The organism is Sphingobium sp. GW456-12-10-14-TSB1, assembly GCF_059424385.1.
The window spans coordinates 289,844-310,106 of the sequence record NZ_JBWKZI010000001.1 but is presented as its reverse complement, the minus strand read 5'-3'; the positions used below and the strand labels follow the sequence as shown (position 1 = coordinate 310,106).

The following is a 20,263-nucleotide window of genomic DNA, read 5'->3' as shown; positions in this document are numbered from 1 at the left end:
CGCAACTTTCAATGCCCTTTTTTCTAAGAAATGCTCACATTCCGCATGCAATAGAATGACGAACGCAGCCATTTTATCGGCATCCTGCCTTGACGGCGTCGCTCCAGCCGCTGGTGCCGGCGGCAGCAGATGGGTCAGACTTGTTAGCCTTGCCTTCAGGGCTAGATAATCAGCGGTATACGCGCGCGGCATGACGTCGAATCAGCTTAAGGATTGCGAGCCAATGGAAATTCACGAACAACTGCGCCAATAACCTTTCTTAGTGCGTCGCCCCAGTCATGGAACCGCTGGCTTGTAGCCTTTGTTGTCTTCGTTGATGTCTGGAGAGCCTGCAAAAACTTCGCGTTATTATCGCAGAGATCTTCAAACGCGGCGCGAATGGCCGGCTTCTTGTCGTCGGGGATTGCAGCACGCACGGCGGGATCGGCAAAATAGTATGCCATTATATCAATAACGGCGCGGTTCGGACTGCGCTGATACTTTCCGTCCTGTCTGGACTTGAACGCATCCTTGCCGAAGATGGTGCTTGCTAGAGACATACCATCTTCAAGCTGCATCCAGTCATGCTCTAACTGGCCCAGCTGAGAGTCGGTTTCGAAACTCATGCTGACCGTGCCAGTCTGCGGATCATGAGCAGTGCGGCGGCGGCGTAGAGGAAGGCCGCTGCGGATTTCAGCGTAGCCTCGACATCCTTGGCCAGGCGGCGATTTCGGTTGATCCATGCGAAGAAGCGTTCGACGACCCAGCGTCGTGGCAGGACGACAAAGCCGGTCTGACCGGTGATCTTGTTGACGATCTCGACCTTGATATTGGTGGCCTGGGTGACGCGCTCATGGTTGTAGCCACCATCGGCCCAGACCTTCTCGATGAACGGGAACAGGCTGCGGGAGATTTGCAGCACTGCGCCGCCGCCATCACGATCCTGCACATCGGCGGTGTGGGGTTCGACCAGCAGCGCCCTGCCATCGGTATCGACCAAGGCATGGCGCTTGCGGCCCTTGATCTTCTTGCCGGCGTCGTAGCCCCGTGGGCCGCCGCTTTCCGTAGTTTTGACGCTCTGGCTGTCGATGATGGCCGCGCTCGGGCTGGCTTCGCGCCCCACGCGTTGACGATCCGCCATCACCAGCGCGTGGTTTATCCGCTCGAACACGGCCTCGTCCCGCAAACGGGCAAACCAGCGATAGACCGTCTGCCATGGCGGAAAGTCTTTCGGCAGCAAGCGCCATGCGATCCCGCCGCGCAGAACATAGAAAATGGCGTTCACGATCTCACGCATCGGCCATCCGCGCCGTCGTCCGGTCGAACCGGGCATCGGCAGAAAAACTGCGATCAACTGCCACTCCGCGTCGATCAAATCCGTCTGGTATCGCTTCGAGACCCGCGTATGCTGCGCGCGGGTGGCTGGGGTCCACATACCTGCCTCCGAGATGTCTGCAAACTCCCGGAATCACATGTGCCTCAGCTGCTCAACCCCTTTCGAAACGGCCTCTGAGCGTCGAAATTTTCAGACAGCCTTTGGGAAGTTTCGTTCAAAAACTTCTTCATGTTGCCCTCATACAGGTCGGTAAACCTGTGGAAGCCGAGAAATCGAGTTGCAACTTCCATATCGCGCATGCGGAAGTCCGGCACTTTTTTGAAGACCGATTTCATCGCTGCGGACTGTGCGGTCTTATCATCCAGCCAGTCCATGAACTTGCCGGGATAGAGAGCCCTACGAAGCTCTTGAGGAGAAAGCGTTACGCTATTCTGGTTTAACCTCAAGAACAATAAGTAAAGTAGGCTGTCTGACTTCCAATTCTTGACTACAACTGTCCGTACCGTGTGATTTTGGAAAGCATCTACTGACGGCTCCAGAGCCGGGATTGCTTGGAGATCATCGTAAGTATTGTTGTTCAGGTCCGCGCGATACTCACATCCGCCCAGCCGCAAAGGTGCCTTATCGTCCAAACAAAACCGCGCCAGCGAATTGATACGCTGCTTACCATCGATAACGGCAAAGACCCCGGGACGCATTTCAGCCAAGACAATCTGAGGGACCGGCAGCCGCATGAAAAGGCTCTCAATGAACCGAGACATCTTCCCCTCGTCCCAGGCCACTCGTCGCTGGTAGTTCGGCTGCAAATCGATCTTACGCTTGCGAAGCAGATCAACGAGGACACTTATCGTCCAGTCGGTGGGCGCGACAACCAGTTGCTGGATATCGTCCGCGACCAACCCCAGATCGTCTTCGGTGATCTCACCGTATTGTAGGACTACCTCGGGACCGATATCTTCGCCCTCGTTACCAGACATTACTACACCTATGAAAAATCATGCTTCATATGTCCTACGCGAGTTCGGTTTAGCAAGGGCTTCCGTTCGGCATCCACCGTGTCGCCGTTTCTGTCTCAAGCCAACATTTCTGAAAGCAAATCAAAACGAGCCACTCTGGTCGGGAGCCGACGCCGTGCGAGAGTCAGCTAGCCCCGTGACCCGATACCAAACCGGCCAGTTGCCTTCCGGCCAACCCGCCCCACTCACCGTCGACCCCAGACCCCGAAAATATCCGGGTCGATCTCCAACATCGGCACCCGCGTCGCCGCGCCCGTCCGCATGGCGCTGCCGCCCATGCCGCCCTCCATCCCGAACGTCACCACGCTGCTCCCCTTGTCGCCCAGCACCAGCGGGTCGAGCAGGATCGCGGCGTTCAGACGGTTGGCGGTCACCTGCGTCAGTGTGCCGATCTGCGTCAGGGCGAAGAGTTGCCGGGCGAAGGCATAGGGCAGGCGGATGCAGCCATGGCTGGCGGGGTAGCCGGGATTATGCCCGGCGTGGAGCGCTATGCCGTCCCAGGTCAGCCGCTGCATGAAGGGCATGGGCGCATTGCTGTAGAGGTTGGAGCGGTGCCACTGGCGCTTTTGCAGGATAGGGAAGCTGCCGGTGGGGGTGCGGTGGCCCTTCGTCCCCGTGGACACGCTGGCCGCGCCGATCAGCCGGTCGCCGCGATAGACATGGACGCGCTGCCGTTCCAGGCTGATGATCAGGTAGAGCGGCCCGCTGGCGGCGGCATCATCGGCCCAACGATACGCCCCCGGCGCCAGCGGCAGGTCGGCCAGTTCCGCCCGCGCGGACGGCATGCCCAGGATCAGACAGCATGATAGGACGAACAACCGGGCGAAAAGCATAAGCCTTTCTTAACCATATGCCAGCGTCGCGCCAGAGGGGGACGCTGCGCTTTGCCGCATTGGTCCCGACTTGGGACAGGGGAGAGAACAGCGTCCCCCGTTCGTTTCGAGCCCTTCGATTGCCCATCTGCGGCAGACGCTCTGGATAAACTATGTCGAGAAACGATGCGCCCTGTTTCTCGACTAAGCTCGAAACGAACGGAGGTTGTGTGGGACAGTGCCCTTAAATCAGCAGCATCTGCGCCACGGGGGCAAAGCTGCGCCGGTGCAGCGGCGTTGGCCCATGGGTGCGCAGCGCGGCGAGATGCTGCGCGCTGCCATAGCCCTTGTTGCTTTCCCAGCCATAATGGGGGTGGATGGCGGCCGCCTCCCGCATCATCCGGTCCCGCGCTTCCTTGGCCAATATGGAGGCCGCGGCGATCGACAGGCACCGGGCGTCGCCGCCCACGACCGGGGTGGCGGGCCAGCGCCAGTCGGGCACGCGGTTGCCATCGACCAGGACATGCTGGCAATCGCGCCCCAGCGCCTCGACCGCGCGGGTCATGGCCAGCATCGTCGCCCATAATATGTTGATCCGGTCGATCTCCTCGACACTGGCGACGCCCAGCCCCCAGCACAGCGCCCGCGCCTTGATCTCCGCCTCCAGCGCGGCGCGGCGCCTGGCCGACAATGCCTTGCTGTCGTCCAGCCCCTCCGGGCAATCCTCCGCCCGCAAAATCACCGCCGCCGCGACCACCGGCCCGGCAAGCGGCCCCCTGCCCGCTTCATCCACCCCGGCGACCAGCCCCGGATGGTGGCGCAGTTCATGGGCGAAATCAGGCACGGAAGGGCGCTTCGAACCCGCGCGGCGCACCCATCGGCCCATGCCCGCCACCCAGCCCCGGCGCGATGGTCAGCGCCGCGCGCACATAGGCCCGCGCCCGCGCAATAGCGCCCGGCAGCGCCATCCCCTGCCCCAGCCCGGTCGCGATCGCGCTGGCCAGGGTGCAGCCGGTGCCATGGGTGTGCGGCGTGTCGATGCGCGGATCGGTCCAGTCGGTGACCAGCCCGTCGGGACCAAGCAGCCGGTCGACCAGCACCGGGCCGACGCCATGCCCGCCCTTGGCCAAAACATGCGTGCCAAAGCGCGCGGCAACCCGCTCCCCGCCCAGCGCCAGAAGTTCCGGGATATTGGGCGTCACCAGCGTGGCGATCGCCATCAGTTTCTCGAACGCCGCGATCGTTTCCGCATCGGCCAGCACCGACCCGCTGGTCGCCACCATCACCGGATCAAAGACGATCGGCACATCGCGCAAACCCGTCAGCAGATCGGCCACCGCCATCGCCGTTTCCGCCGACCCGATCATGCCGATCTTCACCGCATCGACGCCAATGTCGCTGATGCAACTGCGCATCTGCGCCAGCACCATGTCGGCGGGCACCGGATGCACGCCCTGCACCCCCAGCGTATTTTGCGCCGTGATCGCGGTGATCGCGGTCATGGCGAAACCGCCCAGCATCGTCACGGCCTTCAGATCCGCCTGTATGCCCGCGCCGCCGCCACTGTCGGACCCGGCGATGATCAAAATGCGCGCGATGCTCATCCCTTGAAGTAACGCACGGTGGACGCGGGATTGCCCGCCAGCGCCTTGCCCGTGCGGGTCGGCCGATCCATCAGCTCGCCGCCGCAATTGGGGCAGCGATCGTCCAGCGCCTCCGCACAGGGCGCGCAGAAGCTGCATTCGAACGAGCAGATGAACGCGCCGGGCGCATCGGCAGGCAGGTCCGTGCCGCAGCGTTCGCAATCGGGGCGCATTTCAAGCATGATCGATCCCCGTCACGCCGCCGCCTTCTCGACCGCGGCGCAGATACGGTCGACAACGTCGCGCACCTGTTCCTCCCGGTCGCCTTCGGCCATCACCCGGATCACAGGTTCCGTACCGGACGGGCGGATGACCAGCCGGCCAACGCCGGTCAGTTCCGCCTGCGCCTGCGCAATGACGCGCCGGACATCATCATGCTCCAGCGGCTTGCCCCCGGAAAAGCGGACATTTTTGAGCAATTGCGGCACGGGATCGAACTGGTGCAGCGTCTCGCTGGCGGGCTTGCCGGACCGGACGAGTGCAGCCAGCACCTGCAACGCCGCGACCGTACCGTCGCCGGTGGTCGCATAATCGGACAGGATCATATGGCCCGACTGCTCCCCGCCGACATTGAAGCCGCCGCTGCGCATCCGCTCCAGCACATAGCGGTCGCCCACGCTGGTGCGTTCGAGGGCAATGCCCTGCCCGGTCAAAAAGCGCTCCAGCCCCAGATTGGACATGACCGTCGCCACCAGCCCGCCGCCGCGCAGCGTGCCCGCGCGCGCGAAGTTGGCGGCGATCAGCGCCATGATCTGGTCGCCATCGACGATCTGGCCTTTCTCATCGACCACGATCAGCCGGTCCGCGTCGCCATCCAGCGCGATACCAATGTCCGCGCCCGACGATACGACGGTTTCCTGGCACAGCAGGGGCGCGGTCGATCCGCAGCCGTCATTGATGTTGGTGCCATTGGGATTGACGCCAACCGCCACGACGGTCGCGCCCAGTTCCCACAAGGCGGACGGCGCGACCTGATAGGCGGCGCCATTGGCGCAATCGATGACGATTTTCAGGCCATCGAGCCGCAGGTCGGCGGGAAAGCTGGATTTGACCGCATGGATATAGCGGCCACGCGCATCCTCGACCCGGCGGGCACGGCCAATATCCTTGGACGCGGCCAGCGGCACCTGCTGCTCGATCAGCGCCTCGATCTTCAGTTCATCCTCGTCCGACAACTTGTAGCCGTCCGGGCCGAACAATTTGATGCCATTGTCGAAATAGGGATTGTGGCTGGCGGAAATCATGACGCCCAGATCCGCGCGCATCGAATGGGCCAGCATCGCGACAGCGGGCGTCGGGATCGGCCCGAACTGCACCACGTCCATGCCCACCGCGGTAAAGCCAGCGACCAGCGCATTTTCCACCATATAGCCCGAAAGCCGCGTATCCTTGCCAATCACAACGCGATGGCGATGGTCTCCGCGCTGGAAATGGGTGCCCGCCGCCATGCCGACCTGCATCGCCAGTTGCGCCGTCATCGGCCATGCGTTGGTGCGCCCGCGTATGCCGTCGGTGCCGAAATATCGTCTGGTCATGCGTTTCTCATGCACCGGAGAGACGCCCGGTATCAACCCCAGAACCGTTCGGCATGAGCGGGATGAGAGAAAGCCAAGTTTTTCTTGATCGACTTTCCAACGGCCTCGCGGCATCCCCGCGCGATGGACAGTTTCAATGGCTTTATCGACGCGCTGTCGGGCGCGGTATTTTTCAAGGTGCCCGTGGCGGGCGCGCAGATCGAACTGATCGTGCTGTATCTGGCGCTGCCGATGCTGTTCTTCACCCTGTGGCTGGGCTTTCCCAATATCACCCAGATCGGCCGCGCGATCCGCATATTGCGGACCCAGCCGGACAAGGGCGAGGCAAAGGGCGATGTCAGCCAGTGGGCAGCGCTCAGCACGGCGCTGTCCGGCACGATCGGGCTTGGCAATATCGCGGGCGTTGCGGTGGCGCTGACCATGGGTGGACCGGGCGCGATATTGTGGATGTTCATCATCGGCTGGTTCGCGATGACGGTGAAGATGGCGGAGGTCACGCTGGGCCTCAAATATCGCATCTTTGACGATGCTGGCCATGTCCATGGCGGGCCGATGTATGTGCTCAAATCCGTCGGCGCTGCGCGCGGATGGCCGAAAATCGGCATGATATTAGGCGGTGCCTACGCCTTTTTCGCGCTGTTCGGCGCCATACCGATGGTGCAGGTCAATCAGAGTTTCGCGCAAGTGAAGGTGGTAACGGGCCTGACCAACGGATGGGCCTATGGCGTGTTTCTGGCCGGGGCCGTCGCGCTGGTGACGCTGGGCGGCGCGGCCTGGCTGGGAGAAGTCGCCAAAAGGCTGACCCCGCTCAAGGTCGCGGTCTATCTGGCGGGCGTGCTGGCGATCCTGATCCTGCATCTGGACGCCATCCCCGGCGCGCTGGCGCTGATCTGGGACGGGGCGTGGAATGGCCAGGCGGCGACAGGGGGCGCCGTGGGCGCGTTCGTCGCCGGGATGCGCCGCGCGGTGTTCGCCAGTGAGGCGGGCGTCGGATCGGCCGTGATGGCGCACAGTCTGGCACGGGCGCGCCACCCGGTGTCCGAAGGGCTGGTCGCGCTGCTTGAACCCCTGCTCGGCACCATGATCGTGTGCGCGTTGGGCGGTCTGGCGCTGGTCGTCGCGGGGACATGGAATATGGGGCTGGAGGGCATTGCGATTACCTCCGCCGCCTTTGCGCAGGTGTCGCCCTGGTTCCCCTGGCTGCTGGCGGTCGTGGTGTTTCTGTTCGCCTATTCGACGCTGGTCGCTTGGGGATTTTACGGCTTGCAGGCCTGGGGCTATCTGTTCGGCCATGGTCCGCGCGCGCAATGGACCTATAAAATCCTCTACATCGTCGCTTTGCCACCCGCAGCAGCGATCGACCTTGGCCGTGTCGTCGACATTGTCGACAGCAGCTTCTTCCTGATGGCGATCCCCAATGTCATCGCGCTATATCTGTGCGCGGGCGAATTGCGCCGGGACGTGCGCGCCTATCTGGCGGATAAAGAAAACCCCGCCGGATAAGGGCGGGGCTTTCTCCTGCTTGGGAGCAAGTCGAAATCAGATTTTGTCGCCAAGGGCGCCCTTGACCGATCCGGAAACGTCCTGAGCCGTGCCCTTGGCCTTCTGCGCCTTGCCTTCGGCTTCCATGCGCTCATTGTCGGTCGCCTTGCCGATACCTTCCTTGACGGCGCCCGCCGCCTTGTTGCCAGCGGCCTTCAACTTGTCGGTTACTTCACCCATGTGAATACTCCTTGCGTGATTTCCACAAGTTAAACCAACGCGGGGAGAAAGGGTTTCAGCCAGAACGCAGGCGTAACGTTACTTTTCGATCACATCATGGCGCATCGGCGCGAGTTTGGAGAGAAAGCGGTTCTGCGCCTGGAAGCTGACCCCTTCCTCGCTCATCGCGCGCTGGAGCGTTTCGACGAGGCGGTTCATGTCCGCCTTCTGCACGCCCAGATCCTTGTGCGCGCTGGCCATGTCCCGCCCGCTATAGGTGCAGCCCGCATTCAGGATGAAGCAGAATTGCTCGAACAAGGTGCGCTTCAGGCGAACCTTGTCATGATTGGCGAAAATCTCGCCAATCACCGGATCGGCGAAATTGATCGCGACGAAGCGATCGACGATGCGGCGGATGCCATCCTGCCCGCCAAATGCCTTCGCCATGCCGTCGCCCGTAAAAGGCACGGCCCCGGCTTGGCGATTGTCGGCGACATAAGGGTCCACGGCGGCCTCCCCCGGCAAAGCATAGGGCGCCTGCAACAACAGCAGCGAGAGGATGATGGACATGGGCATGCGTCCTTTAGAAGGCGGTCTGAAGCTGGAGAAACACGCCGCGCTGCTTCTTTACCGTGGCGATCGAGCCAAGGTCGGCATAGGCGATGGTCGCGGTGACATTGCGGCTGATGGCGACGGCGGCAAAGGCGTCGAACCAGTCATCTTCCCGCGCGATGTTCAGATTGTCAGGCTTGCGCCGATATTCCCCGCCGATCGCGATCCGGCGCGACAATTGCCAGGCGGCCGATCCTTCAAACTGAAGCGTGTGATTGCCCTGCTTGCCGCCGCCAAAGCCCAGCAGCCCCATCTGGTTCGCCTTGGTCAGGCGCGCGGTCGCCGACAGCAGGATGGAGCGCGCGAGGAATAATTTGCTGACCGACGCATAATAATCGACGCCTTCGTCCCCTTTGGCCCCCACCGCCCGGACGATCGCACCCTGATTATTATTCTTATACTGAACGCCGACCGCGATGGCTGGCAGCCGGTCATAGACCAGATCGCCCGCAAGCCTGACCTTCGCGCCGAAAATATCCTGCGAAAAGGCGAAATCCTTGCCCAGCCCCAGCGCCGCGCCAATCTCGTTCGTGTTGAAATCCTGATGCGTGTAGCTCAGTTCGATGCTATCGCGGATGCCGATCGCGACGCCAGCGCTTTGATAGTCATAATCCTTGACCTCGACCAGCGTGCCATGGGCCGACAGGCCGAAGCCGTCCGATGTTTCATTGCCGGCGATCACCGCCCAGGGCGTCAGGCCACCGCCCGACGCCCCTTCCAGCGAACTGATGCCATTGGTCAGCAGCAATTTGCCACCATTGCGGATCGGTCTGGCCATGCCCTGTTGCGGGGACAAAGCAGCCAGCGCGAGCATGATGCACAGGAAAGGACGGAAACAGGTCATGATCGGCAGATAGGCAAATCATGGTTAAAATAATGTTTCCCGCCCCGTCAGCGTGAAAATGCGGTCCATAACGAACTAAACATTTGTTCAATGTTTGCTTTTACCAACAGTAACCATGAACGCGCCACGCCTTTTCCTCGCCGCCCTCTCCCTGATCGCCAGCCCGGCCATGGCGGGCGACATCGATCTTCGGATCGTCGATGCCGCTGGCCGCCCGGTCAGCGATGCGGTCGTCACCGTCCGTCCCGCCGGCGGCATCCCGGCTGGCCCGATCCGCTTCCCATGGGGCACGACCATGGTGCAGCAGAATATCGCCTTTTCGCCCCATGTGCTGATCGTACCCGTTGGCGCGACGGTCAAATTCCCCAACAAGGACAAGGTGCGACATCATGTCTATTCCTTTTCCAAGGCGGCCAAGTTTGAAATCAAGCTGTTCGGACAGGATGAAAGCCGCAGCTACACCTTCACCAGTCCGGGCGCGGTGGCGCTGGGCTGCAATATTCATGATGCCATGAGCGGCTTCATCAAGGTGGTCGACACCCCCTTCGCCGCCAAGAGCAATGCCGCCGGACAGGCGCGGATAAACGGGCTGGGGACCGGCACGGCGCGGGTCACGGTCTGGCACCCGTTGCTCAAGGGCAAGGACAATGAATTGCTGATCAACCTGCCCATTCCGGCGAGCGGCATGGAGAGCAAGACCGTGCCATTGGCGTTGCGCGCGTCCAAATGAGCCTACCCCTTCGCCTGAAAAGACGGTGGCTGCGCTGGCGGCGCACGGCACAGTCGACCCTGACGATCAGGATGACCTTGTTCTACGGCGCGCTGTTTCTGGCCGTAACGACGCTCACGCTTTTGGGCACGCGCCAGGCCATCGAAAGCTATGCCGAAAATGCCATCCGGCATGAGATGAATGTCGGCAGCGCCCTGTTCGACCGGATTTCGGCGATGCAACGGCGTCAACTGAGCCAGGGGGCCGACGTGCTGGCCAGCGATTTCGGCTTTCGCGAGGCGGTGGGCACCAATGACGCCCCGACGATCGAATCCGCGCTGCATAGCCTCAAGGGCCGCTTCCAGCTCGACCATGCAATGTTCGTCGGGGTCGATGGCACGGTGGTGGGCGACCTTCAACATCTTGGCCGTACCGATCAGGACCAGCTTTACGACGCGCTCGACGCCGGGCGGATACAGGGCGTGGTGCGATGGGGCAGCGAGGGTCATATCGTCGCGGCCGCGCCCGTCCGCGCGCCGATACTGACCGGCTGGGTCGTCTTTGCCCGCAACATGGGCCCGACCGACCTGAAGGCGCTGGCGAAACTGTCCTCGATCGACCTGCATCCGCAACTCATGCCGCTGGCACGTGTCGCCCGGACGGACACGGCCAATGGTGGCCTGCGCGAAGTCGTGCGGAACGGCGAACTGATGCTGGTGCAGACCCGGCCTGTTGAAACGCTGATAGAGACTGCGCCGGAAATGCTGGTGCTGGAATATAGCCTGACCCGCGCGATGGCTGGCTATGCGCCGATCCTGTGGGCCTTGTTCGGTTTCGGCGTGGTTGGCGGCGTATTGGCCGTGGCCGGCGCATTTGCCGCATCGCGCAGCCTGTCGCGGCCGATCGTTGCGCTGGAAGCCGCCGCCCGCAAGGTGAGCGCAGGCGAACATGCGCAGGTGAAGGTCGAAACGCGCGACGAAATCGGGCGGCTGGCGCAAAGCTTCAACCGCATGGTCGATGCGGTCGAGGCGCGCGAGGCGCAGATTGCGCATATGGCCTTCCACGACGCGCTGACCGGCCTGCCCAACCGGGCGATGCTGCGCGAACAGGTTGCGCTTGGCCTCACCCGCGCCGAAGGCGGCAATCTGATGCTGTTCTGCATCGACATCGACAATTTCAAATCGATCAACGAATCGCTTGGCCATCCGGTTGGCGACGCCCTGTTGTGCGAAGTCGGCGCACGACTGAAGGCGACCTGCCCCAGTGGCTTTGCCGCCCGGCTGGCGGGCGACGAATTTGCCATCAAGCTGCGCGCCGGGGGGCAGACGGCCGATCAGGCGGGTCGCGCCATCGTCGCGGCGCTGGCCGAACCGTTCGACATAGATGGTCATCGCATCATCGTCAGCGCCAGCGTGGGCATTGCGCTCAGCCCGCAGGACGGCGCGGACGCAACCAGCCTGCTCAAAAATGCCGAACTGGCGCTGCACCGGGCCAAGAGCGAGGGCAAGGGCAGCCATCGCTTCTTTGAAAGCGCCATGGACGCAGAGGCGCAGGCCCGCCGCGCGCTGGAAACCGACCTGCACGACGCGCTGCGCAATGGCGAACTGGCGCTGCATTTCCAGCCGCTGTTCGGCCTGTCGCAAAATCGCGTGACAGCGTTCGAGGCACTGCTGCGCTGGCAGCATCCCACGCGCGGCATGGTGTCGCCGATCCATTTCATACCGATGGCGGAGGAAACCGGCCTCATCATCCCGATCGGCGAATGGGCGCTGCATGAAGCCTGCCGTATCGCCGCGACCTGGCCCGACCATATCCGCGTGGCCGTCAACATATCGCCGATCCAGTTTCGCAGCCCCAATCTGGCCGCCGTCGTGCTTCAGGCGCTGGCGCGGTCTGGCCTCGCGCCCAACCGGCTGGAGTTGGAGATTACCGAAAGCCTGTTCATCGACAATGTCGAGGCGACGCTATCCTCGCTCCATAGCCTGCGGGCGCTGGGCGTGCGCGTGGCGCTCGACGATTTCGGCACCGGCTATTCCTCGCTCAGCTATCTGCGCAGCTTCCCGTTCGACAAGCTCAAGATTGACCGCAGCTTCATCGTCGATCTGCTGGAACATCAGGGCGCAACCGCCATCATCCGCGCGATTACGACGCTGGCCGACGCGCTGGGCATCGAAACGACGGCGGAGGGCGTGGAGCATAGCGACCAGCTCGACATATTGCGCGCCGAAGGATGCGGCCAGATCCAGGGCTATCTGTTCAGCCGCCCGATCCCGGCGCAAGATGTCGACGCGCTGCTGGACAAGCTGGACGGCGCGCGCAAGGCGGCCTAGGCGCATCGTCGCGCCAGATTGAACCTACCTCCGCTCGTTTCGAGCGAAGTCGAGAAACGTAGCGCACAAGTTTCTCGACTTCGCTCGAAACGGACGGATCAAGGTGATTGCGCGCCTAACCGCGCGCGGCGACGATCCGTTCGATCAGCACGACATCGTCCGGCTTGTCAGCGTCGATACAGGCTTCGGCCTTCTCCATCGCCACCAGCCGCGCGGTCAGCCCGAAGCGCCGCCCGATCCGCGCAATCCCGCCGCGCAGCGTCAACAGGCGCAGCAGCGTGCCGATCAGCGCAACCGGGCCAAAGGCCGATACGATCTTCCACCCCTTCTTGCGGTCCTGCTCGACCTCCTGCCACAAGGCGATGATCGAGCGCGCCCGGTCGCTGCCGAACCAGAAGATGTTGGCGCCCGACCACCAGCCATCGCGAAATTTGAGCCATGTGCGGCGCGACCCAGGATAGCGCGCCAGCAATATGCGCCGCTCCACCATCGCCACGGCGATATCGGCGCCTGCGGCCTCTTGCGTAAACTGATCGAGCATCGCGCTGTCGAGCAGCACATGATCGGCTGTGGTGAGCAGGATCGGAAAGGGGACATCGCCCCGCTCCAGCAGCGCCAGCAGGGAGGAGGCTATGCCCGCCCCGCTCTGCTCGAACCGGACCTGCGGATGTGTCGTCAGCCAAGCCGTCGCGGGATCAGCGGCAAAGGGGGCGGACGACTGGGTCAGGATGATGACCTGTCCCACCGCCGGCTGCGCCAGCAGCGCGCGCGCGGGATGATTGATCATCGGTTGGCCCGCGACCGGGGCGAGCGGCTTGATCGCCACGCCAGCAGCGACCGCCAGAGGATCGGGCGTGGGCCGTGATCCGGCAAGCAGGATGGCGGTGATGGGCGCGCTCATGTCTGCCCTCTACCCAAGCAGGGGCAGCGCGGAAAGCGGCTTATTTCCCGCTCGTCACCGGCCCCAGCGCCTTTTGCGCAAAGCGGTCCTGCTCGCCGACATGCAGCCCCTTATATTGGGCCAGCTTGGCGCGGAATGCGGACAGTTCGGCCCCGGCCAGTTGCGCGGTTGTGGTGAACTTCACCGACAGCGGATTGATCGTCGCGCCATTGCGATACAGTTCATAATGGAGGTGCGGTCCGGTCGACAGGCCCGTCGACCCGACATAGCCGATCACCTGCCCGCGGCGCACCCGCTGACCCGGCGCGGCGGCGATACGGCTCATATGGGCATAGCCGCTGGCCAGACCCCCGCCATGCTGGATGCGGACATAATTGCCATGCCCGCCATGCCGCCCGGCAAAGGCGACAACCCCGTCCGTCACAGCATAGATGGGCGATCCGTAGCGCGCGGCGAAATCGACGCCTGCGTGCATGCGCGTATAACCCAATATCGGATGGCGACGCATGCCATAGCCCGACGTCATGCGCCCGGCGACCGGGGATGACAGCACGCCGCGCCGTTCGCCCACGCCCGACGCCTCGAACCATTCGGTGCGGCCATCCTTGGTCCAGCGCAGCATGTCGATCGACTTGCCGCTGGCGCGCTGAAGGCCAGCATAGAGAAGATCGCCCACCTCCACATCGCCGGTTTCGGCGCGGCGATAGGCGGTGACGATGTCATAGCGGTCCCCCGCCCCGATCCTGCCCAGATCGACCTGCCCCGCAATCACCCGCAGGAAAGCCTGCACCGCCTTGGGCGGTGCACCGGCTGCGCGGGCCGAGCGATAGATGCTGTCGCCAACCACGCCCTGAATACGCAACGGCGTATCGTCGACGCGAATGGGGATGCGCTTGACCGACAACACGCCACCTGCGCGCGTCAGTTCCATCCCCAGGTCGAGCCGGGCGCGGAACGCCAGCCTGTCGAGCGGCCGGGGCCGGTCGCGACTGGCGCGGCGGCCCAATATGATGTCGAGCCGCGTGCCCGGCTTCACCCCGCCAGCGATATTGCTGCCGACCAGCGCGTTGATCGTCGCCACGTCCCCGCTGCTCACGCCAGCGCGCGACAAGGCGCGCGACAGCGTATCGCTGCTGCCGACCTGGGCGTTCAATTCGATCTGGGGGCGTTCTGGTGTCTGGCGCAGCGGCTGGACCGCATCGGTCGATCCCATGCGATGGCCACTGTCCGCACCCAGCGCCAATGGCGTGATCATCTGGCTGCGCACTTCGTCGAACTGCTTTTCGCCAAGCAGCGCGCCGGGCGCGCCGGGCACGGGCTGAAAACCGGGCGACAGATAGATGGCCGTGGCGCACAGGCCGATACAGGTGGCAAGGCCGCGAAACCAGGTCAGGCTGCCGACACGCTGGCCAAGATCGGGGACCAGTTCCACCGCGTCCGACCATTCGCGCAAACGCGCGCGCCAGTCCTGCGGCGGCTGGGCTACCGGCGTCCGGGCAATCGAATCGGCCAGCCACAGCGACACGGACGCGCCGCCCTGTTGCGATCCAAACTGGCTTTCCTGAAACAAACCCGCGACCCCCAGGGCATTTTCTCATTGCGTCCGCAACGGCCCCGCGCGCCGTGCGTCGAGCGCGACTGTTGTGAACGCCCAAGGTTAAAGTCAATTTAAGACGGGGCCGCGACACGCATCCATGCGACGAACGGTGCCAGCGGTCCGACAGGATCGCGGCAGACCATGGAACCACGGAATCCGCTTGCCCCCGGACCCGTCCTGCCCGACAGAATGGGCCATGGTCCAGTTCACCCGTTCGCCCGTTACCGCCGTTCTGGGCCCGACCAATACCGGCAAGACCCATCTGGCCGTCGAACGCATGTGCGGCCATTCCAGCGGCATGATGGGCTTTCCGCTGCGATTGCTGGCCCGCGAAGTCTATGACCGGGTGGTGGCGATCAAGGGACCGGCCCAAGTTGCGCTGATCACGGGCGAGGAAAAGATCGTCCCGCCACAGGCCCGCTATTTCCTCTGCACCGCCGAATCCATGCCGCTCGGCATAGGCCGACAGGCCGGAGCCGCACCCCAGGGCCAGTCCGATTACGCCTTTGTCGCTCTGGACGAGGCGCAGATCGGCGCGGACCCGGAACGCGGCCATATCTTCACCGACCGGCTGCTGCGCGCGCGCGGGCGGGAAGAAACAATGATCCTTGGTTCGGCCAGCATTGCGCGGCTGGTCAAATCGCTGATCCCCGATGTCGACATTATCGGTCGGCCGCGTTTCTCCACCCTGTCCTATGCGGGCGCAAAGAAGCTGTCCCGCCTGCCCAAACGATCGGCCATCGTCGCCTTCTCCGCCGAAGAAGTCTACGCTGTCGCTGAAATGCTGCGCCGTTTTCGCGGTGGCGCGGCGGTGGTGATGGGCGCGCTCAGCCCCCGCACCCGCAACGCGCAGGTGCAGATGTTCCTGAATGGCGAGGTCGATTATCTGGTCGCCACCGACGCGATCGGCATGGGCCTCAATCTCGATGTCGCCCATGTCGCCTTCGCGTCGCTGCGCAAGTTCGATGGCCGCCGCAGCCGCCGGTTGACCGTCGCGGAAATGGCGCAGATCGCCGGGCGCGCGGGCCGCCATCACAAGGACGGCACATTCGGCAGCCTGGGCGGGGAAGATGGCCATGCCGCCTTCACCCCGGAAGAGATAGAGGCGATAGAGGCGCACCGCTTTCCGCCCATCGAGCATCTATACTGGCGCGACGGCGCACCCCGGCTCGACAGTCTGGCGACATTGATCGCCGATCTGGAGATGCGACCCGACCGCCCCGAACTGCGCGCCGCGCCGGAAGCGGTCGACCTTGCCGTGCTGAAGCGCATGGCCGCTGACCCGCAAGTCATCGACCGGGTGCGCGCCCCGCGACAGGTCGCCCGGCTGTGGGATGCGTGCGGCCTGCCCGACTTTCAGAAACTGGGCGCGGATCATCATGCCCGCACGGTCAATCGCATCTGGCAGTTTCTGTCGGAAGGAAACGGCCATATTCCGCGCGACTGGTTCGCCCAGCAACTCGCCCGGCTCGATTCGGTGCAGGGCGATATTGACACGCTGTCGGGCCGGATCGCGGCGGCGCGGACATGGGCCTATATCGCCCATCGCGCCGACTGGCTGGCCCACCCCGCCGAAATGGCCGAACGGACGCGCGCGCTGGAGGAAAAACTGTCCGATGCGCTGCACGCCGCGCTGACGCAGCGTTTCGTCGACCGCCGCACTACCGTTCTGTTGCGCGACATCGGCCAAAATGTGAACCAATTGCCCGTAACCGTGGAGGCCGACGGCAATGTCTGTGTAGATGGCGAAACGATAGGACGACTTGACGGCTTCCGATTCTCGGTCGATCCCGCTACGCGCCATCAGGACAGGAAATTGCTGTTGGCTGCGGCGGAAAGGCGCCTTGGAAAGGTATTACGGGTGAAGGCAGACGAATTGATCGGCGCGGCGGACGTGGATTTCGCGCTTCTGGACGCAGCGGGTGACGCGCCCTGCATCGCGTGGAACGGCACGCCGGTCGCAACGCTGCTGGCCGGGCCAACCCTGCTGGCCCCCGAAATCCGGCTGGATCGCGCGATTCTGGCGCTGGATCAGGATGCGCAGAAGCAGGTATCGGCGCGCCTGACCAACTGGGTCGATGCGCAAAAGCAGAAGCATCTGCTGCCGCTCGTCAAGATGGCCGAAAGCGCCGCCGATCCGCAGGTTCCCCCCGTGGTGCGCGCTGTGTTCGCGCAACTGGGCGACGCTGGCGGGGTCAGCCCGCGCACCGATCTCGATTCGGCGCTGGGCCATCTGGACAAGGATCAGCGCCATTTGCTGCGCCGGGCGGGTATCGATATTGGCGTGCTCGACCTGTATCATCCCGGCCTGCTCAAGCCCGGCGCAGCGCGCTGGCGCGGCGCGTTGCTGGCGGCGCGGATCGGCAAGCCCTGCCTGCCGCTGCCCCTGCCCGGCCTTACCCTGATCCCGGCGGGCGAGAAATTCGACCAGATGGGCGCGCGGATCGCGGGCTTCCGCACCTTTGGCGAACAGATGCTGCGCATCGACATGGCCGAACGCATGGCCCGCACCGCGCATGAAGCCATTGCCAAGGGCGAAGCCTTCACCGTCGCCAGTCCGCAGATCGTCTCGCTCGGCCTGTCCGAACCCGCCTTCCTGGCGCTGATGCGCGCGGCGGGCTTCCGCCCGGTCGAAGGCGCGGAAGAAGGCAAGCCCAACTGGATATTCAAGGGCCGCCAGAAAGCGCGCGCACCCCAGCAACAGCCCGCCCCGGCGCGCGAGGGCAAGCCACGCGGCAGGCCAGCGCCCCGCCCTGCCGCAGCAACGCCCGCCAGAGCGCCCGCAGCGCCAGCCAACAACGCCTTTGCCGGTCTTGCCGCGCTGCTCGGCCGCAATGGCTGATCCGGTCGCGGTGGGCGGCCATGGCCCCACGCTGCGCATCGACAAATATCTGTGGTTCGTCCGTCTGTGCCCCAGCCGGTCGAGCGCGCAGAAACTGGCGGAGGACGGCCATATCCGCGTCAATGGCCGCCGCATCGAACGCGCCCACGCCGCCATCCGCGTGGGCGACCTCATCACCTTCCCCCATGGCCAGGGCGTGCGCGTGGTGCGCGTGGCGCAATTGCCGGTCCGCCGTGGCCCCGCGGTGGAAGCGCAGCGCTGTTATGAGGAATTGACGGTCGGGGGATGAAGCCCAAGCTGTCGCCTGCCAAGATTATCCTCATTGACCTTGGGCGTGCCTGCGCATAGCAGGACCGCGCTTTTCCAACCAAGAGTGCCCTGACAATGACCTATGTCGTGACCGACAACTGCATCCGCTGCAAATATATGGATTGCGTCGAGGTCTGCCCCGTGGACTGTTTCTACGAGGGCGAGAATATGCTGGTCATCAATCCAAGCGAATGTATCGACTGCGGCGTGTGCGAGCCGGAATGCCCGGCCGAAGCGATCCTGCCCGATACCGAGAATGGCCTGGAAAAATGGCTGGAACTCAACACCAAATATTCGGCTGAATGGCCCAACATCACGGTCAAGGGCGAAGCGCCCGCCGACGCCGACGAAATGAAGGGTGTTGAAGGCAAGCTGGAGAAATATTTCTCTCCCGAACCCGGCTCAGGCGACTGATCCGGGCGGCCTCGCGCCGCTGCCATCTTGTTCCTTTTGCCAACCGCGCCCGGCGATTATGTCCGGGGGTGGCAATTTTGTTACGAATCTGCTATGTACCTTCCCAACGGTCGGACACCCTCCTGTCCGTCCCTGGAGAATTAGCTTCATGTCCTGACGGTGGCGCCGTGGACCCCTCATGCATATGCCCCTAGCGCATATGTTCCGCGACGGCCCCGTTCCCCGGTTGATTGGAAAGGTTCCAAATGGCTGCCAAGGCGCTGTCCTTTGACGTTGGTGATTATGTCGTTTACCCCAAGCATGGCGTGGGCCGTGTGATCGAACTGCAAAAGGAGCAGATCGCAGGTATGGAGCTGGAGCTCTATGTGCTCCGCTTCGAAAAAGAGCGCATGACGCTCCGCGTGCCGACCAACAAGGCGGAAGGCGTGGGCATGCGCAAGCTTTCGTCCAACAAGACGCTCGAAGAATCGATGGAAACGCTCAAGGGCAAGCCCAAGGTCAAGCGTACCATGTGGTCGCGCCGCGCGCAGGAATATGAAGCGAAGATCAATTCGGGCGACCTGGTGTCGATCGCCGAAGTGACGCGCGACCTGTTCCGCGCCGATGACCAGCCGGAACAAAGCTATTCCGAACGCCAGATTTTCGAGGCTGCGTCCAGCCGCCTCGCCCGCGAACTGGCGGCGATGGAAGAGACGGACGAGCCCGCCGCGCTCAAGAAGATCCTCGCGATCCTCAACGAAGCCGCGCCGAAATATGCCAAGGTCGAAGGCTGACATCAGCCACTGACGCAAAAAAGGGGCGCGCCTTTCGCAAGGCGCGCCCCTTTTTTTATGAGCGCAATCGGGCTTATTCGCCCTTGCTGCCAACTGCATCCTGTGCCGCGTCGCCGACATCGCTGGCGGCCTGCCCCACCTGTGTCGCGGCGCTGGTCACGGCATTATCCTTGCTCGTCTCGCTGCTGACCAGGAAGAAGGCGGCGACCGCCACCACGACGACCAGCAGCAGGATCGCAAATGTCATGCCGCCACTGCCGCGCTTTTCAATCACTGTCGTCGTCGTCGTTGCCGGACGCTCCTGATACTCGGCCATGATCCTCTCCTCCTCAACACAATAGATGGCCGCATAATGCGCGGCTGTTGAGGGAGGTTCCCGCCCGGCAGGGTCCGACCTATTGGCCAATCGGAACGAAGGCGCCCTTCGCGCGGTCCTTCACTACCGCGTCGGCGCGGAATACGGACCCGCTCATCGTGATGTAGATGCCGGGCTCCGCCACCTGAACGGTGGCAAAGGCCATGCCCAGATTGAAGCTCGCGTCGCTCTCGCCAAAACGCGCCGGAGCCAGCGCACCCACCAGCACCACCGTCTTGCCGGGAATATCGGCCAGCAGCTTGGCCGTATCGGTCATCGTGTCGGTGCCATGGGTGATGACGATATGGCTTTCCGGCGCAGCGGCGACGCGGGCACGGATCAACGCCCGATCGGCATCGTCCAGTTCCAGACTATCCTTGCGCACGACTTCCTCGACGCGGAAGGGCCGCTTGACCCGCGCCACATCCAGCAAACGGGCCATGACGGTTTCGCCGACCTGATAGTCGGACAGCGCATCGAAATAGATTTTGTCGATCGTGCCGCCAGTGGTCAGGATCAGTATAGGCGTGTCGGGGGTCAGCATAATGGCTCCGG

The 20,263-nt window shown here is 63.6% G+C and carries 22 protein-coding genes; 7 read left to right on the top strand and 15 right to left on the bottom strand.

What is annotated here, in order from left to right:
• Positions 1 to 206: 206 nt before the first annotated feature.
• From AC07X9_RS01570 to glmM, 8 genes are all read right to left on the bottom strand, one after another.
• On the bottom strand, positions 207 to 605 hold the full coding sequence (locus tag AC07X9_RS01570) for a hypothetical protein (RefSeq protein ID WP_086485424.1): 399 nt from the start codon (positions 603 to 605) through the stop codon (positions 207 to 209).
• On the bottom strand, positions 602 to 1,414 hold the full coding sequence (locus tag AC07X9_RS01565; RefSeq protein ID WP_086485423.1) for an IS5 family transposase: 813 nt from the start codon (positions 1,412 to 1,414) through the stop codon (positions 602 to 604). The genes AC07X9_RS01570 and AC07X9_RS01565 overlap by 4 nt, the downstream gene beginning before the upstream one ends.
• Positions 1,415 to 1,458: 44 nt before the next feature.
• Positions 1,459 to 2,292 (bottom strand): DUF262 domain-containing protein, encoded by an 834-nt coding sequence (locus AC07X9_RS01560; protein ID WP_086485422.1) that lies wholly within the window; start codon positions 2,290 to 2,292, stop codon positions 1,459 to 1,461.
• 224 nt (positions 2,293 to 2,516) lie between these two features.
• Positions 2,517 to 3,164, bottom strand: a complete 648-nt coding sequence (locus AC07X9_RS01555) for a L,D-transpeptidase family protein (RefSeq protein ID WP_017182171.1) — start codon at positions 3,162 to 3,164, stop codon at positions 2,517 to 2,519.
• Positions 3,165 to 3,387: 223 nt separating this feature from the next.
• Entirely contained in the window at positions 3,388 to 3,987 is a 600-nt protein-coding gene (rnhB, locus tag AC07X9_RS01550; protein WP_026002227.1) for a ribonuclease HII, read from the bottom strand.
• A complete protein-coding gene (gene thiD / locus AC07X9_RS01545; protein ID WP_017182173.1) occupies positions 3,980 to 4,747 on the bottom strand; it encodes a bifunctional hydroxymethylpyrimidine kinase/phosphomethylpyrimidine kinase in 768 nt (255 codons plus the stop codon). The genes rnhB and thiD overlap by 8 nt, the downstream gene beginning before the upstream one ends.
• On the bottom strand, positions 4,744 to 4,968 hold the full coding sequence (locus tag AC07X9_RS01540; RefSeq protein ID WP_017182174.1) for a DUF1272 domain-containing protein: 225 nt from the start codon (positions 4,966 to 4,968) through the stop codon (positions 4,744 to 4,746). The genes thiD and AC07X9_RS01540 overlap by 4 nt, the downstream gene beginning before the upstream one ends.
• 12 nt (positions 4,969 to 4,980) lie before the next feature.
• Positions 4,981 to 6,321, bottom strand: coding sequence for a phosphoglucosamine mutase (gene glmM, locus AC07X9_RS01535; protein ID WP_017182175.1), 1,341 nt, complete (start codon positions 6,319 to 6,321; stop codon positions 4,981 to 4,983).
• 123 nt (positions 6,322 to 6,444) lie between these two features.
• Here glmM and AC07X9_RS01530 point away from each other — a divergent pair, with 123 nt between their 5' ends.
• A complete protein-coding gene (locus tag AC07X9_RS01530; protein ID WP_026002228.1) occupies positions 6,445 to 7,824 on the top strand; it encodes an alanine/glycine:cation symporter family protein in 1,380 nt (459 codons plus the stop codon).
• A gap of 36 nt (positions 7,825 to 7,860) precedes the next feature.
• Here AC07X9_RS01530 and AC07X9_RS01525 read toward each other — a convergent pair whose 3' ends face one another.
• From AC07X9_RS01525 to AC07X9_RS01515, 3 genes are all read right to left on the bottom strand, one after another.
• Positions 7,861 to 8,043, bottom strand: a complete 183-nt coding sequence (locus AC07X9_RS01525; protein ID WP_017182177.1) for a CsbD family protein — start codon at positions 8,041 to 8,043, stop codon at positions 7,861 to 7,863.
• A 78-nt stretch (positions 8,044 to 8,121) separates the two neighbouring features.
• Entirely contained in the window at positions 8,122 to 8,598 is a 477-nt protein-coding gene (locus AC07X9_RS01520) for a group I truncated hemoglobin (protein WP_017182178.1), read from the bottom strand.
• Between the two features lie 7 nt (positions 8,599 to 8,605).
• Positions 8,606 to 9,478, bottom strand: a complete 873-nt coding sequence (locus AC07X9_RS01515) for a DUF3034 family protein (RefSeq protein ID WP_026002229.1) — start codon at positions 9,476 to 9,478, stop codon at positions 8,606 to 8,608.
• 115 nt (positions 9,479 to 9,593) lie between these two features.
• Between AC07X9_RS01515 and AC07X9_RS01510 the strand changes: the two genes are divergently transcribed.
• Together AC07X9_RS01510 and AC07X9_RS01505 are read left to right on the top strand one after the other, a co-directional pair.
• Positions 9,594 to 10,208: a cupredoxin domain-containing protein gene (locus AC07X9_RS01510; protein WP_086485421.1), complete on the top strand. Its 615-nt coding sequence runs from the start codon at positions 9,594 to 9,596 to the stop codon at positions 10,206 to 10,208.
• Positions 10,205 to 12,517 carry a putative bifunctional diguanylate cyclase/phosphodiesterase gene (locus tag AC07X9_RS01505; protein ID WP_026002230.1) on the top strand — a complete coding sequence of 771 codons (2,313 nt, stop codon included), beginning with the start codon at positions 10,205 to 10,207 and terminating at the stop codon, positions 12,515 to 12,517. The genes AC07X9_RS01510 and AC07X9_RS01505 overlap by 4 nt, the downstream gene beginning before the upstream one ends.
• Positions 12,518 to 12,632: 115 nt before the next feature.
• Here AC07X9_RS01505 and AC07X9_RS01500 read toward each other — a convergent pair whose 3' ends face one another.
• Complete coding sequence (locus AC07X9_RS01500; protein WP_086485420.1) at positions 12,633 to 13,418, bottom strand: nucleotidyltransferase family protein; 786 nt, start codon at positions 13,416 to 13,418, stop codon at positions 12,633 to 12,635.
• 40 nt (positions 13,419 to 13,458) lie between these two features.
• Entirely contained in the window at positions 13,459 to 14,988 is a 1,530-nt protein-coding gene (locus tag AC07X9_RS01495) for a M23 family metallopeptidase (protein ID WP_017182183.1), read from the bottom strand.
• A gap of 223 nt (positions 14,989 to 15,211) precedes the next feature.
• Between AC07X9_RS01495 and AC07X9_RS01490 the strand changes: the two genes are divergently transcribed.
• The 4 genes from AC07X9_RS01490 to AC07X9_RS01475 all read left to right on the top strand — a co-directional run bounded on the left by AC07X9_RS01490 (position 15,212) and on the right by AC07X9_RS01475 (position 19,353).
• Positions 15,212 to 17,857: a helicase-related protein gene (locus AC07X9_RS01490; protein WP_017182184.1), complete on the top strand. Its 2,646-nt coding sequence runs from the start codon at positions 15,212 to 15,214 to the stop codon at positions 17,855 to 17,857.
• Positions 17,850 to 18,146: an RNA-binding S4 domain-containing protein gene (locus AC07X9_RS01485; protein ID WP_017182185.1), complete on the top strand. Its 297-nt coding sequence runs from the start codon at positions 17,850 to 17,852 to the stop codon at positions 18,144 to 18,146. Before AC07X9_RS01490 ends, AC07X9_RS01485 begins: the two co-directional genes overlap by 8 nt.
• A gap of 95 nt (positions 18,147 to 18,241) precedes the next feature.
• Positions 18,242 to 18,580, top strand: coding sequence for a ferredoxin FdxA (fdxA, locus tag AC07X9_RS01480; protein WP_006963738.1), 339 nt, complete (start codon positions 18,242 to 18,244; stop codon positions 18,578 to 18,580).
• Positions 18,581 to 18,825: 245 nt separating this feature from the next.
• Positions 18,826 to 19,353 (top strand): CarD family transcriptional regulator, encoded by a 528-nt coding sequence (locus AC07X9_RS01475; RefSeq protein WP_017182186.1) that lies wholly within the window; start codon positions 18,826 to 18,828, stop codon positions 19,351 to 19,353.
• 73 nt (positions 19,354 to 19,426) lie between these two features.
• On the opposite strand, the gene AC07X9_RS01470 is transcribed toward AC07X9_RS01475, so the two are convergent.
• Both AC07X9_RS01470 and AC07X9_RS01465 read right to left on the bottom strand, forming a co-directional pair.
• Positions 19,427 to 19,669, bottom strand: a complete 243-nt coding sequence (locus AC07X9_RS01470; RefSeq protein ID WP_017182187.1) for a hypothetical protein — start codon at positions 19,667 to 19,669, stop codon at positions 19,427 to 19,429.
• 79 nt (positions 19,670 to 19,748) lie between these two features.
• Positions 19,749 to 20,252, bottom strand: a complete 504-nt coding sequence (locus AC07X9_RS01465; protein WP_017182188.1) for an asparaginase domain-containing protein — start codon at positions 20,250 to 20,252, stop codon at positions 19,749 to 19,751.
• Positions 20,253 to 20,263 lie beyond the last annotated feature (11 nt).

Excerpts from the sequence above, each read along its gene's own strand:
- thiD (WP_017182173.1), bottom strand. The coding sequence starts at position 4,747 with ATGAGCATCGCGCGCATTTTGATCATCGCCGGGTCCGACAGTGGCGGC.
- AC07X9_RS01525 (WP_017182177.1), bottom strand. The coding sequence starts at position 8,043 with ATGGGTGAAGTAACCGACAAGTTGAAGGCCGCTGGCAACAAGGCGGCG.
- AC07X9_RS01510 (WP_086485421.1), top strand. The coding sequence starts at position 9,594 with ATGAACGCGCCACGCCTTTTCCTCGCCGCCCTCTCCCTGATCGCCAGC.
- AC07X9_RS01470 (WP_017182187.1), bottom strand. The coding sequence starts at position 19,669 with ATGGCCGAGTATCAGGAGCGTCCGGCAACGACGACGACGACAGTGATT.
- glmM (WP_017182175.1), bottom strand. The coding sequence starts at position 6,321 with ATGACCAGACGATATTTCGGCACCGACGGCATACGCGGGCGCACCAAC.
- AC07X9_RS01540 (WP_017182174.1), bottom strand. The coding sequence starts at position 4,968 with ATGCTTGAAATGCGCCCCGATTGCGAACGCTGCGGCACGGACCTGCCT.
- AC07X9_RS01505 (WP_026002230.1), top strand. The coding sequence starts at position 10,205 with ATGAGCCTACCCCTTCGCCTGAAAAGACGGTGGCTGCGCTGGCGGCGC.
- AC07X9_RS01530 (WP_026002228.1), top strand. The coding sequence starts at position 6,445 with ATGGACAGTTTCAATGGCTTTATCGACGCGCTGTCGGGCGCGGTATTT.
- AC07X9_RS01570 (WP_086485424.1), bottom strand. The coding sequence starts at position 605 with ATGAGTTTCGAAACCGACTCTCAGCTGGGCCAGTTAGAGCATGACTGG.
- AC07X9_RS01520 (WP_017182178.1), bottom strand. The coding sequence starts at position 8,598 with ATGCCCATGTCCATCATCCTCTCGCTGCTGTTGTTGCAGGCGCCCTAT.
- AC07X9_RS01500 (WP_086485420.1), bottom strand. The coding sequence starts at position 13,418 with ATGAGCGCGCCCATCACCGCCATCCTGCTTGCCGGATCACGGCCCACG.
- AC07X9_RS01490 (WP_017182184.1), top strand. The coding sequence starts at position 15,212 with ATGGTCCAGTTCACCCGTTCGCCCGTTACCGCCGTTCTGGGCCCGACC.
- AC07X9_RS01560 (WP_086485422.1), bottom strand. The coding sequence starts at position 2,292 with ATGTCTGGTAACGAGGGCGAAGATATCGGTCCCGAGGTAGTCCTACAA.
- AC07X9_RS01515 (WP_026002229.1), bottom strand. The coding sequence starts at position 9,478 with ATGACCTGTTTCCGTCCTTTCCTGTGCATCATGCTCGCGCTGGCTGCT.
- AC07X9_RS01555 (WP_017182171.1), bottom strand. The coding sequence starts at position 3,164 with ATGCTTTTCGCCCGGTTGTTCGTCCTATCATGCTGTCTGATCCTGGGC.
- AC07X9_RS01465 (WP_017182188.1), bottom strand. The coding sequence starts at position 20,252 with ATGCTGACCCCCGACACGCCTATACTGATCCTGACCACTGGCGGCACG.
- fdxA (WP_006963738.1), top strand. The coding sequence starts at position 18,242 with ATGACCTATGTCGTGACCGACAACTGCATCCGCTGCAAATATATGGAT.
- AC07X9_RS01485 (WP_017182185.1), top strand. The coding sequence starts at position 17,850 with ATGGCTGATCCGGTCGCGGTGGGCGGCCATGGCCCCACGCTGCGCATC.
- AC07X9_RS01475 (WP_017182186.1), top strand. The coding sequence starts at position 18,826 with ATGGCTGCCAAGGCGCTGTCCTTTGACGTTGGTGATTATGTCGTTTAC.
- AC07X9_RS01565 (WP_086485423.1), bottom strand. The coding sequence starts at position 1,414 with ATGTGGACCCCAGCCACCCGCGCGCAGCATACGCGGGTCTCGAAGCGA.